The organism is Streptomyces sp. 17_S59 (assembly GCF_056930295.1).
The window spans coordinates 4,223,974-4,237,303 of record NZ_JBXOWD010000001.1; the positions used below are offsets into that span (position 1 = coordinate 4,223,974).

Genomic DNA, 13,330 nt, shown 5'->3' on the forward strand with positions numbered 1-13,330 from the left:
CACACGCGGCGGCCCGTCCGCCGTCCACCGGAGACCGGTGGCTCACGGGTACTGCGGGGGCGCGGTCGGCGCCGGTCCCAGCGTGGTGGTGCCGGGGGCGGCCCGGTGGCCCAGGCCGGTGCGGTACGCGTCCAGGGCGGCCTCCGTACGGCCCGTGCGCCGCAGCAGATCGCCCAGCAGCCGGCACAGATCGGCCAGGTCCCCGGCGGCGCCGGTCCGCTCCAGCAGGGACAGCGCGGCGCAGTAGTGCTCCTCGGCGGCCTCGGTGTCGCCGCGCTCCTCGGCGATGAGGCCCAGCAGCCGGTGCGCGCCGCCCGCGTGCACGGCGCCGCGCTCGGCGCCCAGCGCGGTGGGGGAGAGCAGCGGGCGCAGCAGCTCCTCCGCCTCGGCCGCCTTGCCCCGGCGCCGCAGCACGTCCGCCAGCTCCACCTCCACCTGCACGGTGAACAGCGCGGCGCGCTTGGACGCCAGCATGTCGCGGGCCGTGCGCAGCTCGCTCTCGGCCTTCCTGAGGTTGCCGTCCTGGGCGTGCACGTAGCCGCGCATCCAGTGGCAGTGGGCCAGCTCGGTGCGGATGTGCAACTGCTGGTACAGCTCCTGGGCCTTGGCGAGGGAGGTGTCCGCCTCGGCTATCCGGCCCTCGGCGATCAGGGTGCGGGCCACGCCCCGGTGCATGCCCGCCACGAGCGCCGGATTGTCAACCTGGGGCGCGAGCGCCAGCGCCAGCTCCGCGGCGTGCGCGGCCCGTGCATGCGCCCCCATGTCCATGTAGGGGGCGATGGAGGCGGTGTAGAGCAGCAGCAGGGCGTCCGGGTCGTGCAGCCCGGCGGCGTTCAGCTCGTCGACCGCCGTCTCCAGGAGGTAGCAGGCGTAGCGGAGTTCGCCCGCCAGCAGATGGGCGGTGGCGCGCCCGCGCAGGGCGGGCACGCGGCGCGGCAGCGGCTCGTGGGCGAGCAGCGCCTCCGCCTCCGCGAAGAGGTCGCGGGCGTCGGTGAGGTCGCCCGTCTCCAGCGCGCAGTCGCCGAGCCCGAGCAGCGCGGTGTGCCGCTCGGGCACCAGGTCCAACCCGGCCGCCTCCCCGGCCAGGGCGCGGAAGAGCACGGCCGCGTCCTCGGCGGCGCCGGTCGCCAGGGTGCGCCGGGCGTCGGTCAGCCGCAGCCGCAGCTCGGTGGCCAGGTGCGGCGGCCGGCCGGTGGCCAGCTCCTCCACGGTGGTGCCCAGTCTCCCGGCCAGGTGCCGGAGCGCGGTCTCGGAGGGGCGCACCTTGCCCGCCTCCAGCGTGGAGATGTACGCGGCCGTGTAGGCCGGTTCGGCCAACTGTTTCTGAGTGAGGCCGAGTTCGTTACGCAGTCGCAGGACGCGACGGCCGATGTCGGCCGGCTCGTCCGCCCGTATGTCGTGGGTGCTGTTCTCGGCCACTTCCGCCCCTCGGTACATTGCGCCGTGATTCAAACCGTGAGTTAAGACTGTTTACGTGAGGATGCAACCGTGTCGTTCGTGTCGTCCGCGCCATCCGCAGCCGTCCGTCAGCCCGGGCTCGTCCTCAGGGACCGGTTCTTCGACGTGCCGCTCGACCATGCGGCCCCCGGCGGCGAGACCATCCGGCTGTACGCCCGCGAGGTCGTCGCCGCGGACCGGGTCCGGGACGAACTGCCCTGGCTGGTCTACCTCCAGGGCGGCCCCGGCTTCCCCGCCGGGCGGCCCGTGGGCCGCGAGAACTGGCTCGACCGCGCGCTGCGGGACTACCGCGTGCTGCTCCTGGACCAGCGTGGCACGGGCCGCTCCACGCCCGCCAACCGGCAGACCCTGCCGCTGCGCGGCACCCCGGAGCGCCAGGCGGACTACCTCGCCCACTTCCGCGCCGACTCGATCGTCCGCGACTGCGAGTTCATCCGCCCCCGGCTGACCGGCGGCCGCCCCTGGACCGTGCTGGGCCAGAGCTTCGGAGGCTTCTGTGCGGTCACCTACCTCTCGTACGCGCCGGAAGGGCTGGCGGAGGTGCTGATCACGGGCGGCCTGCCGGGCCTCGACGCGGACGCGGACACCGTCTACCGGGCCGCCTACCCGCGCATGGAGCGCAAGACCCGTGCGCACTACGCCCGTTACCCCGGGGACGAGGCGGCGGCCCGGCGCATAGCCGGGCACCTCGCCGAGCACGAGGAGGTGCTGCCGGACGGCTCGCTGCTGACCGTGGAGGCGTTCCAGCAGCTCGGCATCCTGCTGGGTACGGGCGACGGCTCGCACCGGCTGCACTACCTGCTCGAGGACGCCTTCGTGCCGACCGCCGCCGGGCCCCGTCTGTCCGACGCGTTCGGCGAACAGGTCGCGGCCGTGCTCTCGCGTGCCTCGAGTCCCCTCTACACCCTCCTTCATGAGGCGTGTTATGCCCAGGACGGGCGTGCTACCCACTGGTCCGCGGAGCGCATCCGAAGGGAATTTCCGCAGTTCGAAAGCCACTTCGAGGATGGCGCACGCTTTCTGTTCACCGGGGAGACCGTCCACCCGTGGATGCTGCGCACCCAGCCGGCCCTCCGCCCGCTGCGGGAGACGGCGGAACTGCTCGCCGAGCACAAGGGCTGGACCCCGCTGTACGACGCCGGACGCCTGGCGTGCAACACGGTGCCGGTGGCCGCCGTGGTCTACCACGACGACCTGTACGTGGAGACGGAGCACTCGCTGTGCACCGCGCGGACCATCGCGGGGCTGCGCACCTGGGTCACGGACGAGTACGAGCACGACGGCGTGCGGGCGAGTGGAACCGTGGTGCTGGACCGGCTGTTGAGGCTGGTCAGGGACGAGGCGTAGGCGCCGGGCTGTCACATCGGTTGTTCACATCCATTGTCATGGACCTCCCGAACCCCTAGGTTGAGCCGCATCTTAACGCGACTTAACTCGCTGCTTATGCAGCGGGTTTCGGTTTCGGGAGGAACCCCCCATGCGTCGACGAATATCCGTCGCGGCAGGCGCGGCCGCCCTGGCCGTGCTTGCCGCCGGAACGAGTGCGGCTGCGGCCGCTCCCGCCGTTGGAGCGACTCCGCACCCCAAACCCACCCAACGGGTGGAGTACTTCACCGAGCCCGGCGGTCACCCCCACTACACGACCGTGCCCGGCCCGCGGACCCCGGCCCCGTCCCTCCGCCCCTGGGTCAAGGGCGACGGCGACGTGACGTCCGTCGTCCACAACGGCCCCGTGGAGACCAAGCTCGACGTCGTCTTCATCGGCGACGGCTACACGGCCGCCCAGCAGGACGCCTTCCACGCCGCCGTGCGCGCCAAGTGGGAGAAGATGTCCGCCGTCGAGCCGTACGCCTCCTACCGGAACCTCTTCAACGTGTGGGCCGTCGACGCCGTCTCCCCGGACTCGGGCGTCTCCGGCGACCCGGACCGGGGCGTGGTGCGGAACACCGCCCTGGGGTCGGGTTTCTTCTGCGACGGCGTGGAGCGGCTGCTGTGCGTCGACACCAACAAGGTCGAGTCGTACGCGGCCAAGGCCCCGGCCGCCGACCTCGTGGTCGTCCTCGCCAACTCGGCCAAGTACGGCGGCGCGGGCTACAACGACATCGTGTCGCAGGTGGGTTACGACGGCATCGCCACCGCCTCGGCGGACAACGACAAGTCCGACCAGATCGCCGTCCACGAGACCGGCCACTCGCTGGGCAAGCTCGCCGACGAGTACCAGTACGACGACTACGGCACCTACACCGGCGCCGAGCCCTGGGAATCCAACATCAGCACGCTCGACGCGGCGCGGATGACCGCACAGCGGACGAAGTGGTACCGCTGGATCGGCCAGGAGTCGCCGGACGGCGGCGCGGTCGGGGCGTACGAGGGCGGCGGCTACTACCCCAAGGGCCTCTTCCGCCCCACCGAGAACTCGATCATGCGGTCGCTGGGGAGGGAGTTCAACCTGCCGGGCAGGGAGGCGATGATCGCGGGCTTCTACCGGCACGCGAGCGTGCTGTCGGGCGCGGGCGGCGAGGTGTCCCGCCGGGCGACGGTCCGGGTGTGGCCGGCGGTCGCGGGCACGCAGGTGCGCTGGTACGTGGACGGCCGCGAGGCGGTACAGGCCCGGGGCAGCACGGCGGTGGTCCCCCGCCGGCTGGGAGTCCCGGCGGACGGCCGCCCGCACACGCTGACGGCGAGGGCGACGGACGAGACGGGGTCGGTACGCGATCCGGAACTGCGGAAGCGGTTGTCGGCGGAGGTGAGGTGGCAGGTGCGGGGCTGAGGGCGGGCGTTCTTTTCCCCACCCCGCCCCTTCCCGAAACCGGGGGCAAGCCCCCGGACCCCTGGCCCTCAAACTCCCCCAGCTACCGCTGGGAGGTGCCCCCAGACGGGCTGGAAAGTCCAGCCCGTCCGGCGTTTGAGGCTGCGCTCGATTTGCGGCTCCGCCGCGCGGCGCGCGCAGCGCGGTCCGGGGTCTGGGGCGCAGCCCCAGTTTCGGGAAGGGGCGGGGTAGGGGAACAAAACCCCGGCATCCACCCACCCTCACCGCACCAGTTCCCTCTCCAGCGGCGTCCGGAACCGCGGAGTCACCCGCACACCCCCGAGCCACCCCGCCAGCCGCTCAACCTCCCCCTCGATCGCCTCCACCGCAGCCCGCCCCACGTCCTCCAGCCCCCGCCACACGATCTCCCCGTTCGCCCGCTGGGCCCACCCGCCCACGATCCGCCCGTTCCACCACACCGTGGGCCCGATGTTCCCGGCCCGGTCGAACAGGAAGGGGACGTGGTCCGGGGAGAGATACCAGTCCCGCTCGCGCCACCCCATGGCCGTCGGGTCGAGCCCGGGCAGCAGCGCCGCCCAGTCCCCGGCGGGGGCCTCGGGGGCCACCGCGCCCCCGAGGTCGCCGGGCAGCACGAAACCGTCCCCGTGGCTCAGCCGCACACCCTCCGCCCGAACGTCCGCCAGCGCCGCCCGCACATCCCGCAGCGACCACCCCGTCCACCACTTCAGGTCCGCCTCCGACGCGGGCCCGTACGCGGCGAGCCAGCGCCGCACCAGCTCCGCCTTGGCCTCGCGCTCCGGCAGCTCCGGAAGCCGCGGCGCGGGCGCCCACGCGTACAGGCTGCTCGTCCACGACCCGCGTGGCCGGCTGCGCCGCACATGCCCGTCGGACGCCAGCAGCCGCAGCACCCGGCTGCCGACGCTCTGCCGCCCCTCGTACGGCTTGCCGGGCGCGGACACGAGCGACTCCTTGAGCGCGGGGACGTCCTGGGCCAGCTCGGCCGTCGTGGCCTCCCCGCGTGCCGCGAGCGCCTCCAGCACGGCGCGCTCGGTCTCGGCGAGCCGGTGCCCGTCCCAGGGCGCGGCCGCGTCGGCGCAGGTGAGCAGCGCCTTCAGCAGGGTCGCCCGCTCGCGCCGGGCGATGGTGAGGGCCGTGGAGGCGTTCACACAGGGCGCGACCTCGGTGCTCACCGCGAAGATCGTGCGCCGCATGGAGAGCAGCTTCACGAGCGTGACGTCCTCGTACAGCCCCCGCTCCACCTCCGCGGCCGAGGGCTCGGCGAGCCGCGCGCAGGCGGAGAGGTAGACGGTCGCGGCGTCGGTGGCGTGCAGCCCGACGACGGCGTCGGCCACGTCCTCGACGGCGGCCGCGCGCCGCGCCGGGACGAGGAGATGGCGGTGGCCGAGCCGGGCCCGGCGTTCTTCGTCGCTGATGCGGGGGCTGGTGCTCATGGGGCGACGGTAGAGGGCATGTAGGACGGATCCTGTCCTCTGACACCAGCAGAAGATCAGCAGAAGGCAAACGGAAGACAAGCAGAAGGCCGGCAGAAGACAAAAAGGCCGAAGGGCCCCTTCCGATCCCGGAAGGGGCCCTTCACCGCTGTGCGCTCGGCAGGATTCGAACCTGCAACCTCTTGATCCGTAGTCAAGTGCTCTATCCGTTAAGCTACGAGCGCTCTGCCCCCGGCAGTCGTTTCCGCTGACCGGTCGGCGTCGCGGGAACAACTGTACATGAAGTATTCCGGTGCTATTTCCACCTGCGGGCTCCACTACCCGGAGTGAAGCGACCGGTACGGGCCCGGTCGGACAGGGCAAGGTGGGGCAAGATGAGCCCATGGGCACCTACGCTGCACACGGCGGTCTGATCGCCGGGCGGTACCGGCTCGGCCGGAAGATCGGCCGCGGGGGCATGGGCACCGTATGGCGCGCCACGGACGAGCTGCTGGCCCGGGAAGTCGCGGTCAAGGAGCTGCACACCGACGAGCAGCAGACCCCGGAGGAGGCCCGGGCCCAGCACGACCGGATGCTGCGCGAGGCCCGCGCGGTCGCGCTGATCAAGCATCCGAACGTGATCGTCATGCACGACATCGTCAAGCAGGACGGCCGCCCCTGGATCGTCATGGAGCTGGTGGAGGGCCGCTCCCTGTCCAACCTGCTGGCGACCGAGGGGCCGATCGGCCCGCAGGAGGCGGCCCGGATCGGGATCGCGATGCTGGGCGCGCTGCGCGCCGCGCACGCGCGCGGGGTCCTGCACCGGGACCTCAAGCCGCCCAACGTCCTGCTGGAGGCAGGCACCGGCCGGGTCGTGCTCACGGACTTCGGGATCGCGCAGGTGTCGGGGGCCACGACGATCACCGAGACGGGGGCCTTCGTCGGCTCGCCCGAATACACCGCGCCGGAGCGCATGTCGGGCGGCCGCGCGGGCCCGGAGTCCGACCTGTGGTCGCTGGGGGTGCTGCTGTGCACCGCGATGAACGGCGAATCGCCCTTCCACCGCGACTCGTTGGGCGGCATCCTGCACGCGGTGGTGTACGACGAGATCCGGCCGCCCGTGTCGGCGGGCCCGCTGCTGCCGGTCGTACGGGGCCTGCTGGAGCGCGACCCCGCGCACCGGATGGGCGCGGACGAGGCCGAGCGCCTGCTGCGCGCCTACCTGGAGTCGGGCCGCACGCCCGTCCCCGCCGCGCGGTACACGGCGACCCGCCCCGACCTGCCCGCCGGGCCGGGCCGCCCGCCCCAGGCGGTCGGCACGCGGGCCCGCGGCGCCCTGATGGCGGCCATCACCGTCGTCGCGATGGCCGGCATGGGCGCGGGCGCGGCGGCCCTGCTCATGGACCACGGCACCGCCCGCGACGACGGCAGGTCCGCCCGGCCCTCCACCGGCCTGTCCGCGCCGTCCCCGGTCCCCGAACCGCCCGCCAGCGCCTCGGTCAGGGCCCCCGACGGGTACCGCTCCGTGCAGGATCCGGCCGGTTTCGCACTGGCGGTGCCGGGCGGCTTCACCCGCTCCTTCGAGCCGCCGCGCGTCTTCTACTACTCGCCGGGCAAGGAGTTCCGCATCGGCGTCCTCATCCAGGACGTCCAGGAGGGCGGCCCGATCGCCGCGATGCGCACCTCGGCCGCCCTCGCCCCGGACCGCTATCCCGGCTACCGCGACGGCAGGGTCGAGCGGACCGAGCACAACGGACACCGCGGCGCCTCCTGGGAGTTCACCTGGGACGGCTTCGACGAGACCGAGCAGAAGGCCCCGCGCGGCACCCGGCACACCTACGACATCGCCTGGGACGAGGGGGACAAGATGTACGACCTGTGGGTCTCCTCCCCGGTCGGCAAGGCGGACGAGGCCCGCCGCTACTTCGACACCGCGCTGTCCACGTTCGTGAGGACCAGGCCCGTCTCGTCCCCCTGACGCCGGCCGCGCGGCGCACCGCCCGGACCGGCGGGTGACGCGATCGTGTTACTTACGGGTACCCAAAGCGTCCCGCCCGGCATACGCTCACCCGCATGACGGACCCGCAGGACACCGCAACAGCCGAGGACGGCAACCCCGTCGCCCCGACGGGCCCCCGCACCGCCGCCGACGTGGTCACCCCCGAACTCGTCTCACGCCTCACGCGTCACGTCGTGAGCGCCGACCGCGCCACCGCCCCCAGCCACGCCCCCTTCACCGGCGAGGTCCTCGCCCAACTCCCCGTCTCCACACCGGAGGACGTTGCCACCGCCTACGAGCGGGCCCACAAGGCGCAGCGCGCCTGGGCCGCCGTGCCCGTACGGCAGCGGGCGGCCGTCCTGCGGCGCTTCCACGACCTCGTGCTCGCCCGGCAGACCGAGGTGCTGGACCTGATCCAGTTGGAGACCGGCAAGGCCCGGCTGCACGCGCACGAGGAGGTGCAGGCGGTCGCCGTCGCCGCCCGCCACTACGGGACGGCCGCGGCGGCGTACCTGCGCCCGCGGTCGCACACCGGGGTTCTGCCCGTCCTCACCAAGGTCGTCGAGCTGCGCAGGCCGCGCGGTGTCGTCGGCCAGATCGCGCCCTGGAACTACCCGTTCGAGCTGTCCGTCGGGGACGCCCTGCCCGCCTTCGCCGCGGGCAACGCGGTGGTGATGAAGCCCGACACGGAGACCGCGCTGACCGCCCTCTGGGCCCGGGACGTGCTCGTCGAGGCGGGCCTGCCCGAGGGCGTCTGGCAGATCGTGCTCGGCGAGGGCCCGGTCGTCGGACCGGCCGTCGTGAACGGCGCAGACTACGTCGCCTTCACCGGCTCCACCCGCACCGGCCGCGAGGTCGCGCAGGGGGCCGCCGCCCGGCTGGTCGGCTGCACGCTCGAACTGGGCGGCAAGAACGCCATGCTGGTGCTGCGCGACGCCGACGTCGAGAAGGCGGCGGCCGGCGCGGTCCGCGGCTGCTTCTCCTCCGCGGGGCAGCTGTGCATATCCATCGAGCGGCTGTACGTCCACTCCTCGGTGGCCGACGAGTTCCTGCGCCGCTTCGCCGCCCGCACCAAGGCCCTGCGGCTCGGCACGGGGCTCGCCTACGGCGCGGACATGGGCTCGCTCGTCTCGCAGCGGCAGCTGGACACCGTCGTCCGGCACGTGGACGAGGCGGTGGCCAAGGGCGCCCGGGTCGTTGCGGGCGGCCGCCCCCGCCCGGACGTGGGTCCGTTCTTCTACGAGCCGACCGTCCTGGACGGCGTCGAGCCGCCCATGGCGGTGTGCACGGAGGAGACCTTCGGCCCGGTCGTGTCGGTCTACCGCTTCGACTCCGAGGAGGAGGCGATCGGCCTGGCCAACGGCACTCCGTACGGCCTGAACGCCAGTGTCTGGACGAGGGACGGGCGGCGGGGCCGGGCGGTCGCGGCCCGGCTGAACGCCGGGACTGTCAACGTCAACGAGGCGTACGCGGCCGCCTACGGGAGCGCGCGGGCGCCGATGGGCGGCATGGGCGACTCGGGGCTGGGCCGCCGGCACGGCTCGGAGGGCATCCTCAAGTACACCGAGGCCCAGACCGTCGCCCACCAGCGGATCATGCCGCTGGCCCCGGCGTTCGGGCTGGACGACGAGCAGTACGCCCGGCTGATGACGGGCGGGCTGCGGCTGCTGAAGACGATCCGGCTGCGGTGAGGGTCTGGAGGCTCCGGTGACGACGCAAGACGACGACTGCGATCACGAAGAGCGCGACGGCGACCAGGACTTCGACCAGGACTTCGACCAGGACTTCGACTATGACGTGATCGTCGTCGGCTCCGGCTTCGGCGGTTCCGTAGCGGCCCTCCGCCTGACGGAGAAGGGCTACCGGGTGGCCGTGCTGGAGGCGGGCCGCCGCTTCACCCGCGGCAGCCTGCCCAGGAACTCCTGGGACCTGCGCAACTACCTGTGGGCGCCGGCCCTGGGCCTCTACGGCATCCAGCGCATCCACCTCCTCGGCAAGGTCATGGTCCTCGCGGGCGCCGGGGTCGGCGGCGGCTCGCTCAACTACGCCAACACGCTGTACGTACCGCCGAAGGCGTTCTTCGACGACCCGCAGTGGGCGGGCATCACCGACTGGGAGGAGGAGCTGCGCCCGCACTACGACCAGGCGCGGCGCATGCTGGGGGCGCGGCTCAACCCCACCATGACCCCCTCGGACGTCCATCTCAGGGCGGCCGCCGAGAAGATGGGGGCGGGGGACACCTTCCACATGGCGCCCGTCGGGGTGTTCTTCGGGGACGGCGGGGACGGCGGGGATACGGGCGGCGGGCCGCGTGCCCGGCCCGGGGAGGAGGTCCCCGATCCCTACTTCGGGGGCGCGGGCCCGGCCCGCAGGGCCTGCACCGAGTGCGGCGAGTGCATGACCGGCTGCCGGCACGGCGCGAAGAACACGCTGGTCGAGAACTACCTCCACCTCGCCGAGCGCGCCGGGGCCGTGATCCGTCCGATGACCACGGTGGTGGCCGTCCACGAGCACCGGGACGGCGGATTCCGCGTGGTCGCCGTGCCCACCGACCGGCGCCGCAAGGCCCGCCCGCACGTGCTGCGCGCCGGGCACGTGGTGCTGGCGGCCGGGACGTACGGCACCCAGACGCTGCTGCACACCATGCGGGACAAGGGGCTGCTGCCCCGCCTGTCCGCCCGGCTCGGCGAGCTGACCCGCACCAACTCCGAGGCGGTGGTGGGCGCTCAGACCACCGACCGCCGCTACCGCAAGGCGCACGGTGCGGAGAAGGCGGACTTCTCCCGGGGCGTCGCCATCACCTCGTCGGTCCATCCGGACGCCGACACCCACATCGAGCCCGTGCGGTACGGCAAGGGGTCCAACGCCATGGGCCTCCTGTCGATCCTCCAGGTGCCGGTGGGCGGCCGGGCGCCGCGTGGGGTGGCGTTCGCGGCCCGCTGCGCGCGGCACCCGCTTCAGCTGCTGATGTCCCTCTCCACCCGCCGCTGGTCGGAGCGCACGATCATCGGCCTCGTCATGCAGTCGCTGGACAACTCCCTGACCACGTACCGGAAGCAGAGGGGCCCGGGCAGGGGGCTGCTCACGGCCCGGCAGGGCCACGGTGCCCCCAACCCCCGGCAGATCCCGCAGGCGGCCGAGGCGGCGGCCCTCGTGGCCCGGGAGATCAACGGCTTCCCGGGCAGCAACGTCGGCGAGCTGGTGGGCATGCCGATGACCGCCCACTTCATCGGCGGCTGCCCCATCGGCCCGGACGCCTCGCGGGGCGTCGTCGACCCGTATCAGCGGCTGTACGGGCACCCGGGCATCTCGGTGGTCGACGGTGCGGCGGTCTCCGCGAACCTGGGCGTCAACCCGTCGCTGACCATCACCGCGCAGGCGGAGCGGGCGATGTCCTTCTGGCCCAACAAGGGCGAGGCCGATCCGCGTCCGCCGCAGGGGAAGCCGTACGCGCGTGTGGCCGCCGTCGAGCCGCGCCGACCGGTGGTGCCGAAGGAGGCGTTCGGGGCGCTGCGGCTGCCGCTGTACGTACGACGCGGGTAGCGGCGGACAGGTGGCACACAGGCGGCACACAGGTAAGGACCGCACTCCATGGAGTGCGGTCCTTACCTATTCGCTGTCGCCGGCCGGGAGTTACGCGGAGGCGTTGCCCTTGCGGCGCTTGACGACGAAGAGCGCGCCCGCGCCCGCGACCACGGCGGCGCCGCCGATGCCCGCGATCAGCGGCATCGAGGAGGACGAGCCGGTCTCGGCGAGCTTGCCGCTGACGGGGATCTCGGGACGCTCGCCCTGGGCGGCGGGCTTGTTGCCGCCCTGGCCGCTCTGACCGCCGCCCTGGTGGCGGCTCGTGTCGATGCTGCCCGGCTTACCCGGCTTGCCCTTGGCGTCGTCGACCTTGCCGGGCTTGCTGCCCGGGTTCAGGACGGTGAAGTCGAACTGGCTGATCTCGTCGGAGCCGCACTTGCCGTCCTCGCCGTACGAGTGGCCGATGGTGAAGAAGTAGCCGGTCCCCGCCTTGGCCTTCTCGCCGACCTTGATGCGCATCTTGGCGTCGGCGTACTCGCCGGGCTTGAGCTTCTTCACGGTGGCGAAGTCGTAGTTGGCGAGGACGTCGGCGCCGCCGCCCTCGATCGCCGTCCAGCTGTGCTTGGCCGTGTTGTACCACTCGACCGTCACGTCCAGCTCGTCGACGTCCTTGATCTTGGGGTCGGCGGTGCCGAGCATGAGGGAGATGTCGGTCTCCATCACCGTCACCTTGGAGACGTTGGTCACGCGGTAGGTGAACTCGTGCCAGCCCGAACCCGAGACGATCTTGCTCGGGAGGCCGCGGAGCCCGGTCTTGCCGCGGTCCTCGTCGAAGATGGGCGAGCAGAACGTCGGCCGGGTGTAGTCCGGGGAGGGCGTGGCGGTCGGCGCGGTGGACGGCTTGGCCGGGGGCTCGGACGAGGGCGCGCCCGGGGCCTTCGAGGGCTCGGCGGGCTTCTGGGCCGGCTGCCCGGTGCCCGAGGCGCTCGGCTTGGCCGGGGCCGTGGGCGGCTTGGCGTCGCCGGCCGGGACCGAGGGGGAGGCCGAGGGTGTGACGTCCGCGGCGGGTGCGTGCTCGGCGGCGTACGCGGGCACGGCGAGCAGGGCGGCGGCGGGCCCGACCGCGGCCAGGACGGCTGCGGTCGCCAGGGTGCGGCGAAGCTTCATCGATTCCTCTTCCGAAGGCCTGCGATTACGCGTACATGACTGACGGGCCCAGGGGAAAGGTTGCGGTCTGCGGTGAAATATCGGGCTTATGTGACAGGAGTCACGATCAATGCCGTCTCCGGTCGGCGATGCGGCGAGGGGACCGGCATGGCGAAGGGCCCCGGGCCGGCTCCGCGGGGGCGTGCGGACGGCCTCGGGGCCCTTGACTGCCGGCACCGAGAACAGGGCAGCGTCGGTGCCGCGGAGCGGCGCCGGGGGGAGCGCCGCGGGCTGAGGTTGTGTGGACCAATGGCGGTGCGGGCCAAGGGACTTGACCTCGGCCGTGCCCTTCCCCTGGCATCGTGCGGGATGAGCCGCGCGGTGCGCAACCGCTTCGACCGGATACGGTCGGTTCCAGGCGTCCCTGGAACCGACCGCTCCTGAGTGGCGGCCGGGCTGCTGTCCCCTGCCGTCCGACCGCCTTGCCACCGGAGTGAGGTCCCACGACGCGCGTGCTCGCGCGTCACACACTCCGATGGATCCGCCCTGTCGTTGCCGGGCGCCCAGATGAACAGGGACGGAAGCCACGCGTGGATACTCGGTGGGCCGCTCCTGGCTGGCGCGACACCGGTTCCAACGAAGCCGGTCGGCGGCCGGTCACGCGCCGTACGGGTGACGGCCACCGAACTCAGATGCGGCCCCGGCACAGCTCCAGCAGGGTCATGGCCAGCGTGGTGCCGGGCCGGCCGAGCTGCTCGCTGTAGTGGTGGAGGATCTCCATTTCGCGGGACAGGCTGACCCGCCCGCCGCCGGAGGAGATGCGCTCCCGCTGGATCACCGCCGAGACGGCCATCCGTTCCTGGACGAGCCCGATGATCCGGCCGTCGAGGTCGTCGATGCGCTCGCGGGCGTCGACGATCACGCCCGCGGCCTCCTCGGTGCGGGCGCCGGTGTCGGCGGGCTGCTTGGCGACGGTCGTGGTGCTCATGTGTGTTTCTCCAA

Annotated in this window: 9 protein-coding genes and 1 tRNA gene; 5 read left to right on the forward strand and 5 right to left on the reverse strand. The window is 73.0% G+C overall.

Features of this window, described 5'->3' with window-relative positions; genetic code table 11:
* Nucleotides 1-42 precede the first annotated feature (42 nt).
* A complete protein-coding gene (locus tag AC1Z4A_RS19110; protein ID WP_483680396.1) occupies nucleotides 43-1,419 on the reverse strand; it encodes a helix-turn-helix domain-containing protein in 1,377 nt (458 codons plus the stop codon).
* A gap of 69 nt (nucleotides 1,420-1,488) precedes the next feature.
* On the opposite strand from AC1Z4A_RS19110, the gene AC1Z4A_RS19115 reads away from it, so the two are divergent.
* Together AC1Z4A_RS19115 and AC1Z4A_RS19120 are read left to right on the forward strand one after the other, a co-directional pair.
* Nucleotides 1,489-2,805, forward strand: coding sequence for an alpha/beta fold hydrolase (locus AC1Z4A_RS19115; protein ID WP_483680398.1), 1,317 nt, complete (start codon nucleotides 1,489-1,491; stop codon nucleotides 2,803-2,805).
* A gap of 130 nt (nucleotides 2,806-2,935) precedes the next feature.
* Complete coding sequence (locus tag AC1Z4A_RS19120; RefSeq protein WP_483680401.1) at nucleotides 2,936-4,228, forward strand: M64 family metallopeptidase; 1,293 nt, start codon at nucleotides 2,936-2,938, stop codon at nucleotides 4,226-4,228.
* Nucleotides 4,229-4,488: 260 nt separating this feature from the next.
* Here the strand turns inward: AC1Z4A_RS19120 and AC1Z4A_RS19125 are convergent, their stop codons facing one another.
* Nucleotides 4,489-5,679, reverse strand: coding sequence for a winged helix DNA-binding domain-containing protein (locus AC1Z4A_RS19125; protein WP_483680403.1), 1,191 nt, complete (start codon nucleotides 5,677-5,679; stop codon nucleotides 4,489-4,491).
* A gap of 151 nt (nucleotides 5,680-5,830) precedes the next feature.
* Nucleotides 5,831-5,903, reverse strand: a tRNA-Arg gene (locus AC1Z4A_RS19130).
* A gap of 158 nt (nucleotides 5,904-6,061) precedes the next feature.
* Here AC1Z4A_RS19130 and AC1Z4A_RS19135 point away from each other — a divergent pair.
* The 3 genes from AC1Z4A_RS19135 to AC1Z4A_RS19145 all read left to right on the forward strand — a co-directional run bounded on the left by AC1Z4A_RS19135 (nucleotide 6,062) and on the right by AC1Z4A_RS19145 (nucleotide 11,200).
* The gene (locus tag AC1Z4A_RS19135; RefSeq protein ID WP_483680405.1) at nucleotides 6,062-7,636 is read left to right on the forward strand and encodes a serine/threonine-protein kinase; all 1,575 of its coding nucleotides are present in this window, start codon (nucleotides 6,062-6,064) and stop codon (nucleotides 7,634-7,636) included.
* A gap of 95 nt (nucleotides 7,637-7,731) precedes the next feature.
* The gene (locus AC1Z4A_RS19140; protein ID WP_483680407.1) at nucleotides 7,732-9,348 is read left to right on the forward strand and encodes a succinic semialdehyde dehydrogenase; all 1,617 of its coding nucleotides are present in this window, start codon (nucleotides 7,732-7,734) and stop codon (nucleotides 9,346-9,348) included.
* Between the two features lie 106 nt (nucleotides 9,349-9,454).
* On the forward strand, nucleotides 9,455-11,200 hold the full coding sequence (locus AC1Z4A_RS19145) for a GMC oxidoreductase (protein WP_483683644.1): 1,746 nt from the start codon (nucleotides 9,455-9,457) through the stop codon (nucleotides 11,198-11,200).
* Between the two features lie 90 nt (nucleotides 11,201-11,290).
* Here the strand turns inward: AC1Z4A_RS19145 and AC1Z4A_RS19150 are convergent, their stop codons facing one another.
* Both AC1Z4A_RS19150 and AC1Z4A_RS19155 read right to left on the reverse strand, forming a co-directional pair.
* Nucleotides 11,291-12,349, reverse strand: a complete 1,059-nt coding sequence (locus AC1Z4A_RS19150) for an LAETG motif-containing sortase-dependent surface protein (protein WP_483680409.1) — start codon at nucleotides 12,347-12,349, stop codon at nucleotides 11,291-11,293.
* Between the two features lie 667 nt (nucleotides 12,350-13,016).
* On the reverse strand, nucleotides 13,017-13,316 hold the full coding sequence (locus tag AC1Z4A_RS19155) for a chorismate mutase (RefSeq protein WP_483680411.1): 300 nt from the start codon (nucleotides 13,314-13,316) through the stop codon (nucleotides 13,017-13,019).
* Nucleotides 13,317-13,330: the final 14 nt, after the last annotated feature.